Genomic DNA, 17,483 nt, shown 5'->3' on the forward strand with positions numbered 1-17,483 from the left:
CGTGGATCAGACGGCGAAGACTGCTGCCCCGGTTGCGACGGACAGGCCAGCGGTGCGGTTCGAGGGCGTCACCAAGAAATATGGCGCGGTGATCGCCGTCGACAACGTCAGCTTCGACATCGCGCCGGCCAGCCTGGTGACGCTGCTCGGGCCCTCGGGTTGCGGCAAGACCACGACGCTCAGGCTGATCGCCGGGCTGGAACAGACCAGCACCGGGCGCATCCTGATCGACGACAAGGACGTCACCTTGCTGTCCGCCGCCGAGCGCGATGTCTCCATGGTGTTCCAGTCCTATGCGCTGTTTCCGCATATGAACGTGATGGAGAATGTTAGCTACGGCCTGCGGGCGATGGGGCTTGGCAAGGCGCAGGCAGCCGAGCGCGCCGCCGAAAAGCTGTCGCTTGTCGGCCTGTCCGGCTACGAGAAGCGCCAGCCGAGCGAATTGTCCGGCGGCCAGCAGCAGCGCGTCGCGGTGGCGCGCGCCATCGTACTGGAGCCGAAGGTGCTGCTGTTCGACGAGCCGCTGTCCAATCTCGACGCCAAGCTGCGCCGGCGGGTGCGCGACGAAATCCGCGGCCTGCAGCAAGATCTGGCGCTGACCATGGTCTATGTCACGCATGACCAGGAAGAGGCGCTCGCCGTCTCCGACCGCATCATCGTCATGAACGCCGCTCGCGTCGCCCAGGACGGCACGCCGCGCGACCTCTACAACGAGCCGACCAACCGTTTCATCGCCGACTTTATGGGCGACGCCAATCTGCTCGACGTCGAGGTGCTTTCCAGCAATGCGACCAGTGCAAGGGTCAAGGTCGGACCCTTGCTGCTCGACATGCCGGGTCGCGGTAACGCTCCGGGACCGGCGATGCTCGCTGTGCGCCCGAATGCCGTGCGAATCTTGCCCGGCCAGCCAGCGGGCACCATGAAGGGCCAGGTGGTCAAGAGCTCGTATCTCGGCGACCACATGGAATACCGCATCGCGATCAGCGATCCAGCGGTCGAACTGTTCGCGACATCGCCTGATGTCACACCCGCTGTGGCGGAAGGGACGATGGTCGGGATCGATTTCGATCCGGCGAAGATCGTGCTGATCAAAGACGATTGAACGCGCCGGGAAAACCGTTGCACACTTTCCCGGCGTTGCTTGGTGACGTTACAACAGGCGGCGACCAGGGATTAGCGACCCAGTTTTGCCTTGGGTTTAGAATCGTTGTTTTTGCATGCTCGCCTATTTGCGAGCCTGAGGGTCACCAGGGCGCATCGACCGAACTCAAACGAGCTTTTCCAGCGTGATCGGAAGGCTTCGAATGCGTTTGCCGGTCGCGTGGAAGACGGCATTACCGATCGCAGGTGCGACCCCTACGACACCGATCTCGCCGACGCCTTTGCCGCCAAGAGCGGTTGCCTGCATGTCCGGAATTCCAACCGAAATCACCTGGATGTCGGGCACATCGGCGTTAACCGGGACGGCATAGTCGGCAAAATTCGCGTTGATGGTGCGCCCGTCTCGCTGGTCGACGTAACCTTCTTCCAGGAGAGCCTGCCCGAGACCCATGACCATACCGCCGATCCACTGGCTTTCCGCAAGCTTCGGATTGAAGATCCTGCCGCTATCGAATGCCGAGACCATGCGCTTGACGCGGATCGTGCCAAAATCCTCATCGATCCGAACTTCCACGAAATGCGCACACCAGCTATGGGCCGAGACGCCTCCTTCCACAGCGCCCTTCAACTGTGCAAAACTGCGGTCAGCTCCGTTCTTCATCTCCTCGGTGGCGCCGGGAGCAAAGGTGTTACCCTCGATTTCCAGTTTGTCTTTGCCCACTGCCTTCAAGAGTTCCGCGATGCCGATACCGCCGTTCGGCCGTCGGGTCGGTTGCACCGAGCCGTTTTCGAACGTGAGGTCAGTCGCCTTCGAGGCTGCCAGCGGCGACTTCGGATCGGATGCGGCAAGCGCCAGCAAGGCGTCCCGTGCATTCCTGGCCGCCTTGTCCACCGCTCCCGTCAGGTTGTTGGCCTGCTGGGAACCGCCTGCGAGCGCCGATCTGGGGAGGAGGGTATCGCCCAGCCGCACCGCGACTGTCTCAACAGGAACGCCCAATGCGTCAGCCGCTGTCTGGGCGAGAATGGTATAGGTCCCCGTTCCCATGTCGGTGCCCGCGCTGAGGACTTCGATCTGTCCACTGGCATGGAGTACGATCTTGGCTTCGCTCGCGGTACGGATCATGGGGTATGACCCGGCGGCCATTCCATAACCGATCAACTCGCGGCCTTCGCGCATCGAGCGAGGGGCCGGGTTCCGGTTCCACCAGCCGAAGGCTTCCGCGCCCACGGCATAGGCTTCGCGTAACTGTCGAGTGCTCCACTTCATCCCATTGCTGGGATCCGTCTCCGCCCAGTTGGCAAGGCGCAGCGTGACCGGATCCATGCTGAGCGCGTACGCCAGCTCGTCGATCGCGCTTTCCACAGCATAGGCACTGGGGTTTTCGCCGGGGCCCCGTTTCCAGCCGGGCTGGACCGTATTGACCGGGACGACGTTGAGACGTGAAGAAAAGTTCGGCGTCGCATACATGATCTTCGTCACATTGTTGCAAGCCTCGATATGGACTTCGTCAATCGCCGTCTCGTTCCAGCTCTCATGGACGATCGAGCTTATCTTTCCGTCCTTCGAGGCTCCGATTGAGAGTGTCTGCCGTGTCGCCGGTCGGCCGCCAAGGCCGGTAAAGGTCTGCGGCCGCGTGAGAGAAACCTTGATCGGCCTGCCCAGTTTCCGCGAGGCCGCGCAAGCCAGCCCCACATGCGGATGTGCCCCGATCTTGGACCCGAACCCACCGCCGACATAGGGCGAGATCACCCGCACATTCTCGATGTCGATGCCGAGCCATTCCGACACGACGCTCCGTGCCCCGCCAACCCACTGGCTGGGCTCCCAGACGGTGATTTTCCCGTTGTCCCAGGAAGCGATGCACGCATGCGGCTCCATCGGCACATTGTATTCGCGTGACGTCGTGTAAGTGACGTCTACCTTGACCTCGGCATTGGCCAACGCTGTCGCCGCATCGCCCCACGCGGCACCCATCTCATCGATGGGCTGCGCTTTTGCCTTGGGATCGTTGATGTCGAGAATAGGGTCGCCGTCCTCGTATTCGACCTTGAGAAGGCTTGCCGCTTCCGTTGCCTGTTCAAAGGTTTCTGCGACCACGAGCGCGATATGCATGCCGTTGAAACGGACCACATCGTCTTGAATTGGGGTAAATTCCTCGGTCGCTCCGCCGCCCTTGCTGTAGACGGTCGGCTTGTTGAGCTTCAGGGAATTCTGCGCGGTGTAGACATCCAGGACACCCGGTAGAGCCTTGGCGGCGGACGTATCGATACTGACGATACGCCCTGCCGGCCGCGTCGATTGGACAGTTACGCCATAGGCCAGGTTCTCCAGCTTCTGCTCGATCGCATAGCGAGCCTGCCCGGTGACTTTCAACGGGCCTTCGGCGCGGGAAAGCCTGGCACCGAGAGCTGGCGCCTTGGCGGGGACGGTCTCAGCCGCAGCGGCTTTTGACGAGAGATCGACAGCGGCGCCAGCGACAGCGGCTACGCCGGCGCCGAGCTTCAAGACGGTGCGGCGGTTGAGTTCGAACGCGTTACCATGTGTCATGCGATACCTCCTACCGTCATCAGGGCGCGGGCCACGACCTTCGGTGCCAGTTCAATCTTGAATGCGTTGTGTCCGCTCGACTTCGCGCCGTCGCCGGCGGCTGACGAGGCGCTACGAAGCGTCGCCTCGTCGAGCGTCTTTCCCTTGAGCAAATTTTCGACGGCGCGCAGGCGCCAGGGCTTGGTGGCGAGGCCGCCGACCGCAATGCGTACTTCGCGAATTGTCTTGCCATCGGCTTCCAATTCGATCCCGACAGCGGCGCTGGCCGCGGCGAACTCGTACGACGCGCGATCCCGGACCTTGAGATAATGCGAGCGTTCCAGGGCTGCCGAACGCGGGATCTCGATCCCGACGACCATCTCGCCGGCCGACAGCTCATGCTCAAGGTGCGGGGTATCGCCAGGGAGAAGGAAGAATTCGTCGACGGGAATTTTGCGTTCGGAAGCTCCCCGGATGATGACCGTGGCGTCGAATGCCACCAGGGAAACCGCAAAATCTCCGGGGTAGATTGCTATGCACGCGTCGCTCGTGCCGAGCACCGCGTGGTTGCGGTTGACGCCCTCAAGGGCAGCGCATCCGGAACCAGGATTGCGCTTGTTGCAGTTCGAATAAGCGCCCGCGTCCCGGAAGTAGGTGCAACGGGTTCGCTGCATCAAGTTTCCACCGATGGACGCCATGTTGCGCAGCTGTGCCGAGGCAGCGCGCCACAGGCTTTCGGAAAGCACCGGCGCAGCCTGCTTGATATCGGCGTGGTCGGCGACCTTGCTCATCTTGGCGAGCGCACCGATGCGAATGGCATCCGCCGATACCTCGATCGTGTCCAGGCCGGGAAGGCGCGTGATGTCGACCACCCGCGCAGGACGCTCGACATTCAGCTTCATGAGGTCAAGAAGCGTGGTCCCACCGGCGAGAAATCTTGTCTCTGGCTTGGTAGCCTCGGCAAGCGCCCTCGCGGCATCTTTGGCGCGGAGATACTCGAAAGGTCTCATAGTGCTGCCTCCTTCTTCAGGCGGCTGGCGGCATCGCGCACCGCGGCGACGATATGGGGGTAAGCGCCGCACCGGCAGATGTTGCCGCTCATGTATTCGCGGATGTCCTCGTCCGTATCGGCGTGGCCCTCACGAATGCATGCAACGGCCGACATGATCTGACCGGGGGTGCAATAGCCGCACTGGAATGCATCGTGCTCGATGAACGCGGTCTGGACTGCGTGCATCACGCCGTCGGCAGCCTGGAGGCCCTCGATCGTCGTGACCTGACGGCCTTCGACCTGGGCCGCCAGCGTCAGGCAGCTCAATACCCGCTCGCCGTCGACGTGGACGGTACAGGCGCCGCACTGCCCATGATCACAGCCTTTTTTCGTGCCGGGCAGGTTGGCATGCTCGCGTAGTGCGTCCAGCAGAGTCACGCGTACATCAAGATTGAACTGGTGGCGCCGGCTGTTGATGTCCAAGGCTAGCTGTCGGGGCTCTGGCATGTCGTCTCCTCGGTGGCGGGCGGGATTGGGACTTCTCGCGAAATCGATCGGACCGACGAAGCCTACGGCATCGGTCGGAAAGGGACGTCTATTCGAAGGCCTGTCATTGGCCGGTTGCCTAAGGGTCAACCCTCAGGAGAGCACGGACGCGACATCCGAATTAGCCCTCAAAATTCGCATGAGCCTATCGACGGCGCTCATAAATAGAGCTGCGACGACGGCAGTGCTGAATGCGACGTTCAGCTGTCGAAGGCCAGCGACCCGGATAGCTCCTCATGGGCATCGACCTGCTGCTGCAGCAGAGCGAGTTTCTGCCTGACCATTGCAAGAGCATCGGCGCCGGCGATGAACCGACGGGGCAACTCCGGCTTGTCGACCAGAGTGATCAACGCCTGCGCGAGTTTCGCGGGGTCGCCGACTTGCTGGCCGTTCGCGGCTTTCCAACCCGTTATCTGCTGGGCGCGACGTTCGCTGTAATCGCTGACGAATGACGGAGCATATTGTGTGGATTCGTCCGTCAGCAGCTCCGTGCGGAAAAACCCGGGGTTCACGATCATCGTTTCAATGCCGAACGGCGCCACCTCGGCTTGCAGTGACTCGATCCAGCCATCAACGCCGAACTTTGCCGCGGCGTATGCAGAACAGAACTCAAAGCCGACCAGGCCTGCCGTCGATGAGATGGCAATGACCTTGCCAGAACCCTGCGCGCGCATGACCGGCAGGACTGCGCGCGTGACGTTCATGGCGCCGGTCAGGGTGGACGCGAGCTGAAGTTCGATATGGGCCGGAGTCAGGTCCTCGAAATAGCCGGCATAGAAGCCCGCGGCATTGTTGACGAGCACGTCGAGGCGACCAAAGCGGTCCAGGGTTGCCTTCACCGCGGCGTCGGCGTCGGCCGGCTTGGTCACGTCCAACGTGACGACCAAAAGATTGTCCGACTGCCCGATCGCCTTGGCGACCCGATCTGGGTTACGACCGGTCGCAACGACCTTATCGCCGATGGCCAGGACCGCTTTGGCAAAGTCGAAGCCCATGCCTCGCCCTGCGCCGGTAATCATCCATACTCTGTTCATAGGCATATCCTTCATGGCCGGTATCTTTCAGTTTATGCCGCGTTGGCTTGTGGCACGTCCGTCTCAGCGTTTCGCTGTCTGCCTGGTGAAATAGGGAATAGGACTCGATACGATTAGCCTCTATAATCTGCATGAAGTTAGAAATGGGATTGATAAATGAGGCGCGGAGATTTCAGCGAGCTGGCAGCCTTCATCGCCGTAGCAGAGGCGGGCAGCTTCACGCGCGCTGCAGCAAAGCTTGGTCTATCGCAGTCGGCGCTCAGCTACGCTGTAAGAACGCTGGAACAGCGCATGGGAGTCCGGCTGATCTCACGCACCACCCGCAGCCTGTCCGTGACGGTAGCTGGAGAGCGCTTGCTGCGAAGCCTGCGACCGGCCTTCGATCACATCGAAAGCGAGATCGCCGCCGTCGCCGCCCTGCGCGACAAGCCCACTGGCCTCATTCGCCTGACGACATTCCGGTATGCTGCCAAATCAGTACTGTGGCCCGTCATCGCCAAACTCCTTCTGGAGTATCCGGATATCGAAGTAGAATTGAGCCTGGACGAAGGTCTGGTTGACATCGTTGCAAGCAAATTCGACGCCGGTATCCGGATCGGCGAGCAGGTCCAGAAGGACATGGTGGCAGTAAGGATCGGCCCGGACCTGCGTATGGCGGTGGTTGGATCACCGTCGTATTTTGCAACCCGAACGGTTCCAAAGACACCGCGCGAACTTGGGGAACACAAAGGCATCAGCTACCGTCAGAAGACCGGCGGCGGGCTCTTTGCCTGGGAGTTCGAAAAACGCGGTGAGGAACTTGAAGTCAGGATGAATGGCCCACTCATTATCAATGACGGGGAAATGCTGGAGGCTGCGGCCCTCGACGGGCTCGGACTAGCATACACATTTGAAAGCCAGGTCGCTCCGTTCGTCGCAGACGGACGCCTGATCCGGGTGCTGGAAGACTGGTGCCAACCCTTCCCGGGCTATCACCTCTATTATCCCAGCCGACGCCAGCACACTGCAGCGTTCGCTCTTCTTGTGGAGGCACTCCGTCTCAAGGCGTGACGGAAGGGCGAAAACACGCCGCTCTAACTTGGCAAAGTGAGTTATCCCTCCCTCATCAGCACAATTTTCGGGCGTCCAATCGATTCCTCCGTCGCAAGTTACCCCCCCTTACGGACTGCGTCGCGGTGGCCGTCCGATTCCGAGCCTTGAAGCTGCCAGTCGCTTCCGGCCCTTATGCGGTCATTCCCTGATGCAGGTTGAGATGGCCTCGTGCTGGCAATGGCCGATGACTTTAGGCAAAGCGACCCTTCTTGTAATGCGGCCCGCCATGATGAGGATGTTAGGCTCTTTGCTGCTGCCGCTCTATCTCTAAATGGATGCCTTCTCGCCGTCACGTGGCTGGATCAGGCTGCGCGCGGCGTCTGCTCCTGCCGCAAGGATGCGATCCGACAATTCCGTCCCCGCTGCCGCGCGGGCCAGCTGAAGCGTGCCGATGAGGGTCGCAAAAACGCCCAGGGCGGCGGCTTCCGGGTCCTTGGTCTGCGGAAGTGCTGCAGACAACTGGCGCACCAGAACCAGCAAGCGTTCGGTATAGACTTGGCGCGTTTCGGGCGGCTGACGCGCGAGTTCCGGCAACAGGGCGGCCGACGCGCAGCCGGCTCCCGGATTGTCCCGGTGCTCAGCTGACAGATACGCCGCTATGCCCATCTCCGGACCACCGGCTGCCAATACCTCCTGCAGTTGCTGCGACTGGCTCTCCAGTGCCGCTACAAGGCTTTCACGCACGAGCTCCGCCTTGGACTGGAAATGCGGATAGAAGGCTCCGTTCGTCAGTCCGGCGTCGCCCATGATGGCTGCCAGTCCGGACGCGGCGATGCCGTCACCGCGAAAACGCTGGGCTGCGACCTCCACGATGCGATCGCGGGAGGCGTCCTTTCGGCCCTTTTCGTAGCGCATGGCTGCTATTCCTTTCTGCTATTGCATTATGGGTGTAATGTGATATTACGATCATAATTCAATCAACGGCAAAAAGCTAGCCCTCATGTCTGTGGAGTATCAAATGAGTACCCTTTCGGAAAGAACCGCAGTCGTGACCGGAGCCTCTTCGGGCATCGGCCGCGCCAGTGCCGAGGCCTTGGCGCGGGCGGGGTATACCGTCTTCGGGACAAGCCGCAGCAAGGCCGGCAACGGCCCGGCTAAGGTGTCCATGCTGACCTGCGACGTGACCGACGGGGAGTCCGTCAGCGCCCTCGTTGCAACCGTGCTGGCCCAGACCGGTCGTATCGATCTGCTGGTGAACAATGCCGGTGTCGGCCTGCTTGGCGGCGCCGAGGAATCTTCGGTCGCACAGGTGCAGGTTCTGTTCGACGTCAATCTGTTCGGCGTCATGCGCATGACCAATGCGGTGTTGCCGTCGATGCGGCGCCGCGGCCAAGGGCGCATCGTCAACATCGGCTCGATTCTAGGATTGGTGCCCGCGCCATACTCAGCGCACTACTCGGCGGTCAAGCACGCGCTGGAGGGCTATTCGGAATCGCTCGATCATGAGGTTCGCGCCTTCAACATTCGCGTCTCGGTCATCGAGCCGGCATTCGTGCGCACCGTCTTCGACCAGAACGGCATCGAGCCGGATTCCCTGTTGAAGGACTACGATCAGGCGCGCGCCGGTCTCAAGGCGCTGCTTGCCGATGTGATGCCCAAAGCCGATCGGCCGGAAGTGGTGGCGGATGTGGTCGTCAAGGCAGCGACCGACGCCCGTCCGCGACGGCGCTATACCGCAGGGAAGGCAGCGCGCCAGGTCAGCCTGCTGCGCCGCTTCGCCCCCGCGGAGATGTTCGACAAGACGTTGCGCAAGCAGTTCCGCTTGCCGGTCTGAACAACGGCGGGACGGAGAATTTCACGCACAAACGGCACACCAACAGGCACTTCAGAAAGTCACTGCCATGAAGGCATTCGTTGTCGACAAATATAGCAAGAAAGGCATTTTGCGGCTGGCCGAGATGCCGGAGCCGGAGCTGCTGGACAATGACGTGCTGGTCGAGGTCCATGCCGCAGGAGTGAACCTGCTGGATTCCAAAATCAGAACCGGCGAATTCAAACTCGTCCTTCCCTATCGCCGGCCCTTCATCCTCGGTCACGACGTGGCTGGAAGGGTTGCCAGGGTGGGCTCGAAAGTCCGCAAATTCAAACCCGGCGACGCCGTCTATGCGCGGCCGCGCGACGGCCGGATCGGGACATTCGCCGAATTCATCGCAATCGATGAAGCCGACGTGGCGCTGAAGCCGGCGAACCTCAGCATGGAAGAGGCGGCCTCGATCCCGCTGGTCGGTCTGACCGCCTGGCAGGCTCTCATCGAGAGGGCGGGTCTGAAGACAGGCCAGAAGATCTTCATCCAGGCTGGCTCCGGCGGCGTGGGGACATTCGCCATCCAGTTGGCAAAGCACCTCGGCGCGATCGTTGCGACAACAGCGGGCGCGGCAAGCAACGATCTGGTCAGGGATCTCGGCGCCGATGTCGTCGTCGACTACAGGAAGGACGACTTCGAGAAAATCCTGTCGGGCTACGACGTCGTCCTGAACAGCCAGGACGCCAAGACGCTTGAGAAATCCCTGACTGTGCTGAAACCGGGTGGGAAGCTCATCTCGATTTCCGGTCCTCCGGATCCCGAATTTGCCTGGAAACAGGGACTGAACGTGGTGCTAAGGCTGCTGCTGCGGCTGCTGAGCCGTGGTATCAGGACCAAAGCCAAGCGCCGGGGCGTGGGATTTTCGTTCCTGTTCATGTCGGCGCAAGGTGAGCAGCTGAGCAAAATCACGTCCCTCATCGAAGATGGGGCGATTCGCCCGGTCGTCGACAGGGTCTTTCCTTTTGAAGCGACCAATGAGGCGCTGGCTTACGTCGAAACAGGACGCGCCAAGGGCAAGGTCGTCGTCAAGGTCAGATAGCGCGCCCAGTTGCTTTGGGGCATTTGAGAGACACCAAGCAAGGCAGCGCAAGGCCGACAAAATTCCGAAAACGGTTCGGCATCCGATTGCCCAAACCTCAGTTGTTGCGGATTGCCACGAAGCTTGCCGCTGCCTTCAGCAAGGCCGCCTGTTCACCGTAAGGCTCGAGCAATTCATGGGCCTGCTTGACCAGCCCATGGAGCTGGCTGCGCGCCCAGTTCGCGCCATGCAGCGCCACCAGCGTCGCCTTGCCGGCGGCTGCGTCCTTGCCGGTCGCCTTGCCCATCTGGCTGGCATCGGCGGTCAGGTCGAGCAGGTCGTCCGCAAGCTGGAAGGCAAGCCCGACCGCCGAGCCGAATTCGGCCAGCCGGTCGCGGTCCTGCGGTGCGGCGCCGGCAATGATCGCGCCGGCTTCGCAGGCGAAGCGGATCAGCGCGCCGGTTTTCATCGCCTGCAGCCGGATAATGCCGGCTTCGTCCGGCCTGCTGCGCTCGGCTTCGAGATCGAGCGTCTGCCCGCCGACCATGCCCCCAGTGCCGGCCGCGCGCGCCAGCGCCAGCACCAGTGCCGCCCTGCGCTCCGCCGGCAGCGCCGTCGCCTCATCGGCGAGGACATCGAAGGCAAGCGTCAGAAGCGCATCGCCGGCAAGGATGGCGGTGGCTTCATCGAAGGCCTTGTGCACGGTCGGCTGGCCGCGGCGCAGATCGTCGTCGTCCATGGCAGGCAGATCGTCATGGATCAGCGAATAGCAATGCACGCATTCGAGCGCCGCCGCCACGCGCATCGCCGCCTCGCCATCGGCGCCAAAAAGGGCGGCACTTTCCATGACCAGGAAGGGGCGCAGCCGCTTGCCGCCGTTCAGCACGCCATGGCGCATGGCCGCCATCAGACGCTCCGGTCGGGCGATCTCGCCGGCAAGCGTGCGGCCGTCGAGCAGCAGCCTGAGCCCGGCCTCGATCGCCGCCGCCCGCCCCAGAAGTGCGGCCTCAAAGGCCAATTGCTCGTCTTTCGTCATGGCCGGGAGCGGTAGCCGACACTCAGACGTTGCGCAAGAAGCCTCGCGCCATTATGCCGGAGGCGGGAGAGTGGCGCGGGTGGGGGCGGCTTGACGGAACCGATCGTCGATCATGAAACCGAAGGGTTTGAGATGGCGCGACCAAGGCGCGTGAACCGCGCCGGTCTGAAGCGCCTGGCACGGCGCGGCCTGGTCGTCGCCGTCGTGCTGGCGGCGATACCCATTGGGCTGACTTTCCTCTATCTGCCGTCCTTCGTGCATCCGATATCGACCTTGATGGTCAAAGACCTCGCGACCTTCTCCGGTTACGACCGGCGTTGGGTGTCGATCGACGATGTGTCGCCGGTGCTGGCCAATTCGGTGATCATGTCGGAGGACGGTCAGTTCTGCTTCCATCGCGGCATCGATCTCGGCGAATTGCGCGGCGTCGTCGACGATGCGCTGGCCGGCGAGGCGACGCGCGGCGCCTCGACCATCACCATGCAGACTGTGAAGAACCTTTTCCTGTGGTCGCGGCCGCTGGGCTCGGTGCGCAAGGTGGTCGAACTGCCGCTGGCCGTCTATTTCGATGCGGTGATGTCGAAACGGCGGATCATGGAAATTTATCTCAACATCGCCGAATGGGGGCCGGGCATTTACGGCATCGAGGCGGCGGCGCAGCATCATTTCGGCGTTTCGGCCAAACAGCTGTCGCGGCGGCAGGCGGCTTTGCTCGCCGTCTCGTTGCCCAATCCGATCGCCCGCAATCCGGCCAAGCCCGGTCCGGGGCTGCGGCGGCTGGCGTCGCTGATCGAACGCCGCGCCGGCCGTTCGGGCGCGTATGTCGGTTGTCTTGATTAGGTCGAACCGCTGCCGGCTCAAAAAAAATCGCCACGGTGCTGGCCAAAACGGCGCAGGGCGTGTATAGGCACCCGACTTTCTCAGATTATGGCCCTGACGCGGCCCTTTCACGAGGGCTATCGGGGCATTTTGACCATGTAGTGGAGCATATCCATGGCCGTTCCGAAACGAAAAACCTCTCCGTCCAAGCGCGGCATGCGCCGCTCGGCCGACGCTCTCAAGGCCCCGACCTATGTCGAGGACAAGAATTCCGGCGAAATGCGCCGCCCGCACCATATCGACCTGAAGACCGGCATGTATCGCGGTCGCCAGGTGCTGACGCCCAAGGAAAGCTGAGACCAGCTTTCGAAGGGTTTGAATGCCAAAAGAACCGGCCATTGGCCGGTTTTTTTGCGTTTGGTGCGCGCCGCGCCGCCAACTATGCCAAAGACCGGGCGTCCGTGGCGATACAAGCTGCGGCGGCGGTGCTGTATTGAGTGATGCCTTGTCGCGGCGCTTCCGCGCGATGATCGGCCGGCTTCAGAGGGACCGCATGACCAAGCTCACCACAGCACCGCGCGATATCTTCCAGACCTTCATGAACTTCCCGCTGGTCGAGGACCTCGATGCGCTGAAGGCGGATGTCGCCATCATCGGCATGCCTTACGGCAGTCCCTACACGATCGACGAGCTGGTCAACGACCAGACCAACGCGCCGACCGCGGTGCGGCGCGCCTCGCAGCGCATCAGCCTCGGGCTCGACCGCTATGATTTCGACATTGGCGGAACCCTGTTCGACGGGCAGGACGTCAAGGTGGTCGATGTCGGCGATGTCCCCGGCGATGCCGCCGGCGGCCACTACAGGTTGGCCGAAGCGGCGATCCGAAAGATCCGCGTCGCCGGCGCCTTGCCGATCACCATTGGCGGCGATCACGGCGTTCCGATCCCGATCCTGCGGGCGCTTGACGGCGAAGGGCCGATCACCCTGGTTCAGATCGATGCCCATCTCGACTGGCGCGACAATGTCAACGGGGTCAGGGAAGGCTATTCCAGCCCCATCCGCCGCGCTTCGGAGATGGCGCATATAGCCGGGATTTTCCAGCTCGGCATCCGCGGCCAGGGCAGCGCCCGGCTCGAGGAGGTCGAGGCGGCCCGCGCCTACGGCTCCAACATCGTCACCGCCAATGAATGGCAGGATATCGGTACGGCGGCGCTGCTCAAGGGCATCCCGGACCGTGGCCGCTATTACCTGACCATCGATGCCGACGGTCTCGATCCCGCTGTCATGCCGGCGGTCGAAGGGCCGGCGCCTGGCGGCATCAGCTACCGGCAGACGATCGAACTGATCAAGGGGCTGTTCGCCAAGGGACGTGTCGTCGGCATCGACATCGTCGAGATCGCGCCGGCGCGCGACGTCAACGAGATCACCTCGATGACCGCCGGCCTTTTCATCCTCAACGCTATCGGCGCCGCCGTGCGGACAGGCCAGTTCAAGCGCTGAATCCGGCGTGTCGGTGGTCAGCCGGGGCAACTGTGGCTGACAGGGTTGTTTCGCGCGGTCTTTTTCCGTGTTTGCGGGCGCTAGCGAAAAATCTTGACGGCGTGCCTGCGGGGCATTCTACAGAAGGTGCCCCCATTGTTTAGGCAATTCCTTGGGAAACCGCTTTCCTGGAATTGCTAGAGGAGACGCCTGATGTTCGGTGCCATCCCGCTGCTGATCGTGCCCTTCGTGGCCTACAATCTCGGACTCCTCGGAATATTCGGCAGCGGCGACGATCCGTGGGCGACCGAGATCTTCTCGTTCAGCATGATGTCGGGCGGGGTGTTCTCGATGACGCTCGGCGACCTGATGGTGGTGATCGGGCTGATCTTCCTGTTCCTCGAAATGGTGAAGTCGGTGCGCACCACGAACGCCTCGATCATGGACCATCTGTTGTCGACGCTGGTCTTCGTGGCGTTCCTGGTCGAGTTCCTGCTGGTGAAGGGCGCGGCGCACTCCGTCTTCTTCACGCTGATGGTGATCGCCCTGTTCGATGTGCTGGCCGGGTTTTCGGTGTCGATGCGGTCGGCGAGTAGAGACATAAATTTGAACTAGCCGCCTTCGTTGGATGGTCGCATCCGTTCGCGATTGGCGTGGCTGCTCTTTCTGGTCCTCCTGGGGCGAAGCAAGGAGCGAAGCGACGCGGCGCAGACCTTGGGATCCATTCCGTGAAGCTAAGGCGTTGCAACGGTTCAGAATTCTGCTCCGCTTACACTTGCGGCAAAGGTCGCGGCATGGATCCCGGGGTCTTCGCGACGGAGCTTCGCTCCTGCTTCGCCCTGGGATGACGAAGCTCCCCCTCAGCCCGGATCGGCGGTGAAGCCGGCGGCTTCGATGCCAGCGATGGCGGCGGCCTCGTCATTGTCCGACGTATCGCCCGAAATTCCGACGGCGCCGATGGCGGCGCCTGCCTTGTCGCGGATCAGCACGCCGCCGACGACTGGCAACACGCGTCCACCCGAGACGTCGGAAATGCCGGCGACGAGATGCGGCCGCTCCTTGGCGAAAGCCTCGACACGGCGCGAGCCCATCCCGATGGCGAGCGCGCCATAGGCCTTGCCGGCCGACATTTGCGGGCGCAGGAACGAGGCTCCGTCCTGACGCTGGAAGGCGACGAGATGCGCGCCGGCGTCCAGCACGGAAACGCCGAGCGGCTTGAGCTTCAGCTCGGCGCCCTTGGCGAAGGCGGCGTCGATGATGTGCTTGGCTTTTTCGAGGGTCAGTGCGGTCATGGCTGTCTCCTGATCAAAACGCGTCAATCATCGCCTGACATGCGGGATGCGAAATCCCGGTTGCGGTTGAAATTGCTTCGCGTGGGAAAGCGGAAATGGCGGGCATTGCTGATCGTGGCACATGGCGGATACGATCCGCCGGCATCCAGATCGGGCGTCGATGAAGAAGGCCGCGCTATTTTTTCTTGGCTCGGGGCGCTTTCTTGACCGGAACGGCAGGGGCGTTGGCGAGGTCTTCCGCTTCCTTGGCAAGGCGCAATGCCCGGAGCTTGTTGGTCTTGGCCTGGCGGGCGTCGGCCTCGGCGACATACTCCGCCATCGCCTTTTGCCGCACCGTGGCTGCCTCTTCCTGCTTCTTGAAACGCATATCTGCCCTGGCGCGGGCAGTATCCTTAGAGTTCTCGACCAAGAGCGTTATCCAATCCCGTAAATTATGTTTTTCAGCCCCTTGATAGCAGAGCCGGCCTGATAATGGGGAAATAAGTTGGTCAAGCGGCCGGGGCCTCGATGCCGCTCGACGCCTTGCGGGCTACCACCGCCTCATATCCGGCCTGCAATGTAGCGCGGACGGAAGGCTGCGCGGGTGTGGCGACAGGCGTGCCCAGATGGTCGTGGCGCAACTCGTCCATGAACTGCTCCCACATTGGCGGCCCGCCTTTCTCCAGCAGCTCGGCGCGGATCGAAAGCTCCTCGCTCACCGGCAGCCAGACGCGGCCCCAAGCGCCGAGATGCGCCATGATCGGCACCAGCGTGATGGCCATCTCGGTCAGGCTGTAGATCGCCTTCTGCTTGTGCGAGGGGTCGTCGGCCTTGGTCAGCATGCCGAGTTCCATCAGCCGCTTCATCCGGTCGGCCAGGATATTGGAAGCGATGCCCTCGATCGAGCCGTTGAGCAGTTCGCGAAAGCGGCGTTTGCCGCCAAAAATCATGTCGCGCAGGATGATCAGGCTCCAGCGATCGCCGAACACTTCCAGCGACAGATTGATAGGGCATCCCGAGCGGTGTTCGGTTTTCATCCGACTCTCCTCAAAAAACCGGTTGCATTATCGTATCAGTTTTATTATCGTGCAACCGATTGCAAAATGCAACCAGTTTGATTGGCCTTTGATTGGCCGATAGGAGGAGAGTCCCATGACAAGGGCCGCAGCACCCGAAATCGTCTCCCAGACGTTTGGCGATCCCGGAGATCCAGCCATTCTGCTGATCATGGGCGCCATGGCCTCGATGCTCTGGTGGCCGGAGGCGCTCTGCAAAAAGCTCGCCGGCGAAGGCCACTTCGTGATCCGCTACGACAATCGTGACACCGGCCTGTCGACCAAATATACGCCGGGCGAGCCGCCGTATACGTTCGACGACATGGCGGACGATGCGGTGCGCGTCCTCGACAGTTGCGGCATCGGCAAGGCGCATGTGATCGGGATGTCGATGGGCGGCATGATCGCGCAACGACTGGTGTTGAAACATCCCTTGCGTGTCATCTCGCTGACCGTAATCAGCAGTTCGCCGGTGGGGATCGACACATCGCAGCTGCCGGGAACGACCGAAGCCTATATGGAGCACTCGGCCGATGGCGCCAGAGTCGACTGGTCGAACCGCGACCAGGTGGTCGGCTTCGTCGTCAAGGATGCGCGTGCGATCGCCAGCACCGCGCATCCCTTCGACGAGAAGGCGATGCGGGCGTTCGTCGAACGGGACTACGACCGATCCGGCGGCTTCCTGAGCGCGACTAACCATTTCATGCTGAAGAGCTGCGAGGATCTGAAAGGACGCCTGCGCGAGATCAAGGTTCCGCTGCTCGTCATTCACGGGACATCGGATCCGATCTTTCCGGTCGAGCATGGCGCAGCCCTTGCCGACGCTGTTGCCGGCGGGCGGCTTGTCCGCGTCGAAGGCGGTGGCCACGAACTGCATCCCGACGACTGGGGCACGATCGTTGCCGCCATCGTCACGCATACCAAACCCTGAAGGCAGTCTGGAACCTTGACACATTCGCCTCACGGAAATAGTTAAGTAATTGCTTCAGTGTCGGCGCAGGCTGGCACCGCTCCAGCATCGGCGAACCACAAACAGACGAGCAAAAAATGTCCCTGACCTTCCATTTCCATCCGCTGGCATCGTTCTGCTGGAAACCGCTGATTGCGTTCTACGAGAACGACACGCCCTTCACGCCGGTTATCGTCGACCTCGGCGACGAGCAGTCGCGGGCAGCATTCCTGAAGGTGTCGCCGACCGGCAAGATGCCGGCGCTGCGTGACGATGCACGCAATCGCACGGTGCTGGAATCGACCATCGTCATCGAATATCTGGCGGCGCATTATCCCGGGCCGGTCGAGCTCATCCCGGCCGAGGCCGACCTTGCTCTCCAGGTCCGCCAGGCCGACCGTTTCTACGATTTCTACGTGCAGGCTCCGATGCAGAAGATCGTCGGCGACAGGTTGCGCCCGCAGGACAAGACCGATCCGTTCGGGGTCGAGGAAGCGCGCGCGCAACTGCGCAACGCCTATGCGATCATCGAGGAGGAGATGCGTTCGAAAATCTGGGCGGCCGGCCCCACCTTCACCATGGCCGACTGCGCGGCCTCGCCGGCGCTGTTCTACGCCAACAAGGTCGAGCCGTTCGGCGACAGCTATCCGGCCGTGAAACACTACCACGACCGCCTGCTCAAGCGGCCGTCCTTCGCCCGGGTGGTCGAGGAGGCGCAGCCCTACTTCAAGTTCTTTCCCTACAATAACGGCTGATCGCG

The 17,483-nt window shown here is 62.2% G+C and carries 19 protein-coding genes; 10 read left to right on the plus strand and 9 right to left on the minus strand.

The window, feature by feature from the left end; all coding sequences use genetic code 11:
- Position 1 precedes the first annotated feature (1 nt).
- A complete protein-coding gene (locus NKK50_RS27025) occupies positions 2-1,102 on the plus strand; it encodes an ABC transporter ATP-binding protein (RefSeq protein ID WP_023715038.1) in 1,101 nt (366 codons plus the stop codon).
- A 165-nt stretch (positions 1,103-1,267) separates the two neighbouring features.
- On the opposite strand, the gene NKK50_RS27030 is transcribed toward NKK50_RS27025, so the two are convergent.
- The 4 genes from NKK50_RS27030 to NKK50_RS27045 all read right to left on the minus strand — a co-directional run bounded on the left by NKK50_RS27030 (position 1,268) and on the right by NKK50_RS27045 (position 6,199).
- Positions 1,268-3,649 (minus strand): xanthine dehydrogenase family protein molybdopterin-binding subunit, encoded by a 2,382-nt coding sequence (locus NKK50_RS27030; protein ID WP_352544159.1) that lies wholly within the window; start codon positions 3,647-3,649, stop codon positions 1,268-1,270.
- Complete coding sequence (locus NKK50_RS27035; RefSeq protein WP_352499886.1) at positions 3,646-4,638, minus strand: FAD binding domain-containing protein; 993 nt, start codon at positions 4,636-4,638, stop codon at positions 3,646-3,648. Before NKK50_RS27035 ends, NKK50_RS27030 begins: the two co-directional genes overlap by 4 nt.
- Positions 4,635-5,126 (minus strand): (2Fe-2S)-binding protein, encoded by a 492-nt coding sequence (locus tag NKK50_RS27040; protein WP_023730815.1) that lies wholly within the window; start codon positions 5,124-5,126, stop codon positions 4,635-4,637. The genes NKK50_RS27035 and NKK50_RS27040 overlap by 4 nt, the downstream gene beginning before the upstream one ends.
- 239 nt (positions 5,127-5,365) lie before the next feature.
- A complete protein-coding gene (locus NKK50_RS27045) occupies positions 5,366-6,199 on the minus strand; it encodes an SDR family oxidoreductase (protein WP_352544160.1) in 834 nt (277 codons plus the stop codon).
- Positions 6,200-6,355: 156 nt separating this feature from the next.
- Between NKK50_RS27045 and NKK50_RS27050 the strand changes: the two genes are divergently transcribed.
- Positions 6,356-7,249: a LysR family transcriptional regulator gene (locus NKK50_RS27050; RefSeq protein WP_352544161.1), complete on the plus strand. Its 894-nt coding sequence runs from the start codon at positions 6,356-6,358 to the stop codon at positions 7,247-7,249.
- Between the two features lie 309 nt (positions 7,250-7,558).
- Here the strand turns inward: NKK50_RS27050 and NKK50_RS27055 are convergent, their stop codons facing one another.
- Positions 7,559-8,146, minus strand: coding sequence for a TetR/AcrR family transcriptional regulator (locus NKK50_RS27055; RefSeq protein ID WP_352544162.1), 588 nt, complete (start codon positions 8,144-8,146; stop codon positions 7,559-7,561).
- A gap of 103 nt (positions 8,147-8,249) precedes the next feature.
- Here NKK50_RS27055 and NKK50_RS27060 point away from each other — a divergent pair, with 103 nt between their 5' ends.
- Positions 8,250-9,065: an oxidoreductase gene (locus NKK50_RS27060; protein ID WP_352544163.1), complete on the plus strand. Its 816-nt coding sequence runs from the start codon at positions 8,250-8,252 to the stop codon at positions 9,063-9,065.
- Positions 9,066-9,132: 67 nt separating this feature from the next.
- Complete coding sequence (locus tag NKK50_RS27065; RefSeq protein WP_352544164.1) at positions 9,133-10,134, plus strand: NADP-dependent oxidoreductase; 1,002 nt, start codon at positions 9,133-9,135, stop codon at positions 10,132-10,134.
- 97 nt (positions 10,135-10,231) lie between these two features.
- On the opposite strand, the gene NKK50_RS27070 is transcribed toward NKK50_RS27065, so the two are convergent.
- Complete coding sequence (locus NKK50_RS27070) at positions 10,232-11,149, minus strand: polyprenyl synthetase family protein (protein ID WP_023736994.1); 918 nt, start codon at positions 11,147-11,149, stop codon at positions 10,232-10,234.
- A gap of 132 nt (positions 11,150-11,281) precedes the next feature.
- Between NKK50_RS27070 and NKK50_RS27075 the strand changes: the two genes are divergently transcribed.
- The 4 genes from NKK50_RS27075 to NKK50_RS27090 all read left to right on the plus strand — a co-directional run bounded on the left by NKK50_RS27075 (position 11,282) and on the right by NKK50_RS27090 (position 14,063).
- Positions 11,282-11,989, plus strand: coding sequence for a transglycosylase domain-containing protein (locus tag NKK50_RS27075; protein ID WP_050586887.1), 708 nt, complete (start codon positions 11,282-11,284; stop codon positions 11,987-11,989).
- Positions 11,990-12,142: 153 nt separating this feature from the next.
- Positions 12,143-12,325: a 50S ribosomal protein L32 gene (gene rpmF / locus NKK50_RS27080; RefSeq protein ID WP_008834724.1), complete on the plus strand. Its 183-nt coding sequence runs from the start codon at positions 12,143-12,145 to the stop codon at positions 12,323-12,325.
- Positions 12,326-12,521: 196 nt separating this feature from the next.
- Complete coding sequence (locus NKK50_RS27085) at positions 12,522-13,469, plus strand: agmatinase (protein ID WP_023816407.1); 948 nt, start codon at positions 12,522-12,524, stop codon at positions 13,467-13,469.
- Positions 13,470-13,661: 192 nt separating this feature from the next.
- Positions 13,662-14,063, plus strand: a complete 402-nt coding sequence (locus tag NKK50_RS27090; RefSeq protein WP_023670154.1) for a hypothetical protein — start codon at positions 13,662-13,664, stop codon at positions 14,061-14,063.
- 245 nt (positions 14,064-14,308) lie between these two features.
- Here the strand turns inward: NKK50_RS27090 and NKK50_RS27095 are convergent, their stop codons facing one another.
- The 3 genes from NKK50_RS27095 to NKK50_RS27105 form a co-directional block, all read right to left on the minus strand.
- Positions 14,309-14,740 carry a GlcG/HbpS family heme-binding protein gene (locus NKK50_RS27095; RefSeq protein WP_023684003.1) on the minus strand — a complete coding sequence of 144 codons (432 nt, stop codon included), beginning with the start codon at positions 14,738-14,740 and terminating at the stop codon, positions 14,309-14,311.
- Positions 14,741-14,915: 175 nt separating this feature from the next.
- Positions 14,916-15,149: a hypothetical protein gene (locus NKK50_RS27100; protein ID WP_023684002.1), complete on the minus strand. Its 234-nt coding sequence runs from the start codon at positions 15,147-15,149 to the stop codon at positions 14,916-14,918.
- Positions 15,150-15,228: 79 nt separating this feature from the next.
- On the minus strand, positions 15,229-15,756 hold the full coding sequence (locus NKK50_RS27105; protein ID WP_352544165.1) for a winged helix-turn-helix transcriptional regulator: 528 nt from the start codon (positions 15,754-15,756) through the stop codon (positions 15,229-15,231).
- A gap of 115 nt (positions 15,757-15,871) precedes the next feature.
- On the opposite strand from NKK50_RS27105, the gene NKK50_RS27110 reads away from it, so the two are divergent.
- Together NKK50_RS27110 and NKK50_RS27115 are read left to right on the plus strand one after the other, a co-directional pair.
- Positions 15,872-16,705, plus strand: coding sequence for an alpha/beta fold hydrolase (locus NKK50_RS27110; RefSeq protein ID WP_023727309.1), 834 nt, complete (start codon positions 15,872-15,874; stop codon positions 16,703-16,705).
- Positions 16,706-16,821: 116 nt separating this feature from the next.
- Positions 16,822-17,478, plus strand: coding sequence for a glutathione S-transferase family protein (locus NKK50_RS27115; RefSeq protein WP_023683999.1), 657 nt, complete (start codon positions 16,822-16,824; stop codon positions 17,476-17,478).
- Positions 17,479-17,483 lie beyond the last annotated feature (5 nt).

It is taken from the genome of Mesorhizobium sp. M0001, from assembly GCF_040324255.1.
GTDB lineage: Bacteria > Pseudomonadota > Alphaproteobacteria > Rhizobiales > Rhizobiaceae > Mesorhizobium.

What these genes read in the sequence shown, in the direction of transcription:
- NKK50_RS27030 (WP_352544159.1), bottom strand. Translation starts at nt 3,649, where the DNA reads ATGACACATGGTAACGCGTTCGAACTCAACCGCCGCACCGTCTTGAAG.
- NKK50_RS27035 (WP_352499886.1), bottom strand. Translation starts at nt 4,638, where the DNA reads ATGAGACCTTTCGAGTATCTCCGCGCCAAAGATGCCGCGAGGGCGCTT.
- NKK50_RS27040 (WP_023730815.1), bottom strand. Translation starts at nt 5,126, where the DNA reads ATGCCAGAGCCCCGACAGCTAGCCTTGGACATCAACAGCCGGCGCCAC.
- NKK50_RS27045 (WP_352544160.1), bottom strand. Translation starts at nt 6,199, where the DNA reads ATGAACAGAGTATGGATGATTACCGGCGCAGGGCGAGGCATGGGCTTC.
- NKK50_RS27050 (WP_352544161.1), top strand. Translation starts at nt 6,356, where the DNA reads ATGAGGCGCGGAGATTTCAGCGAGCTGGCAGCCTTCATCGCCGTAGCA.
- NKK50_RS27055 (WP_352544162.1), bottom strand. Translation starts at nt 8,146, where the DNA reads ATGCGCTACGAAAAGGGCCGAAAGGACGCCTCCCGCGATCGCATCGTG.
- NKK50_RS27060 (WP_352544163.1), top strand. Translation starts at nt 8,250, where the DNA reads ATGAGTACCCTTTCGGAAAGAACCGCAGTCGTGACCGGAGCCTCTTCG.
- NKK50_RS27065 (WP_352544164.1), top strand. Translation starts at nt 9,133, where the DNA reads ATGAAGGCATTCGTTGTCGACAAATATAGCAAGAAAGGCATTTTGCGG.
- NKK50_RS27070 (WP_023736994.1), bottom strand. Translation starts at nt 11,149, where the DNA reads ATGACGAAAGACGAGCAATTGGCCTTTGAGGCCGCACTTCTGGGGCGG.
- NKK50_RS27075 (WP_050586887.1), top strand. Translation starts at nt 11,282, where the DNA reads ATGGCGCGACCAAGGCGCGTGAACCGCGCCGGTCTGAAGCGCCTGGCA.
- rpmF (WP_008834724.1), top strand. Translation starts at nt 12,143, where the DNA reads ATGGCCGTTCCGAAACGAAAAACCTCTCCGTCCAAGCGCGGCATGCGC.
- NKK50_RS27085 (WP_023816407.1), top strand. Translation starts at nt 12,522, where the DNA reads ATGACCAAGCTCACCACAGCACCGCGCGATATCTTCCAGACCTTCATG.
- NKK50_RS27090 (WP_023670154.1), top strand. Translation starts at nt 13,662, where the DNA reads ATGTTCGGTGCCATCCCGCTGCTGATCGTGCCCTTCGTGGCCTACAAT.
- NKK50_RS27095 (WP_023684003.1), bottom strand. Translation starts at nt 14,740, where the DNA reads ATGACCGCACTGACCCTCGAAAAAGCCAAGCACATCATCGACGCCGCC.
- NKK50_RS27105 (WP_352544165.1), bottom strand. Translation starts at nt 15,756, where the DNA reads ATGAAAACCGAACACCGCTCGGGATGCCCTATCAATCTGTCGCTGGAA.
- NKK50_RS27110 (WP_023727309.1), top strand. Translation starts at nt 15,872, where the DNA reads ATGACAAGGGCCGCAGCACCCGAAATCGTCTCCCAGACGTTTGGCGAT.
- NKK50_RS27115 (WP_023683999.1), top strand. Translation starts at nt 16,822, where the DNA reads ATGTCCCTGACCTTCCATTTCCATCCGCTGGCATCGTTCTGCTGGAAA.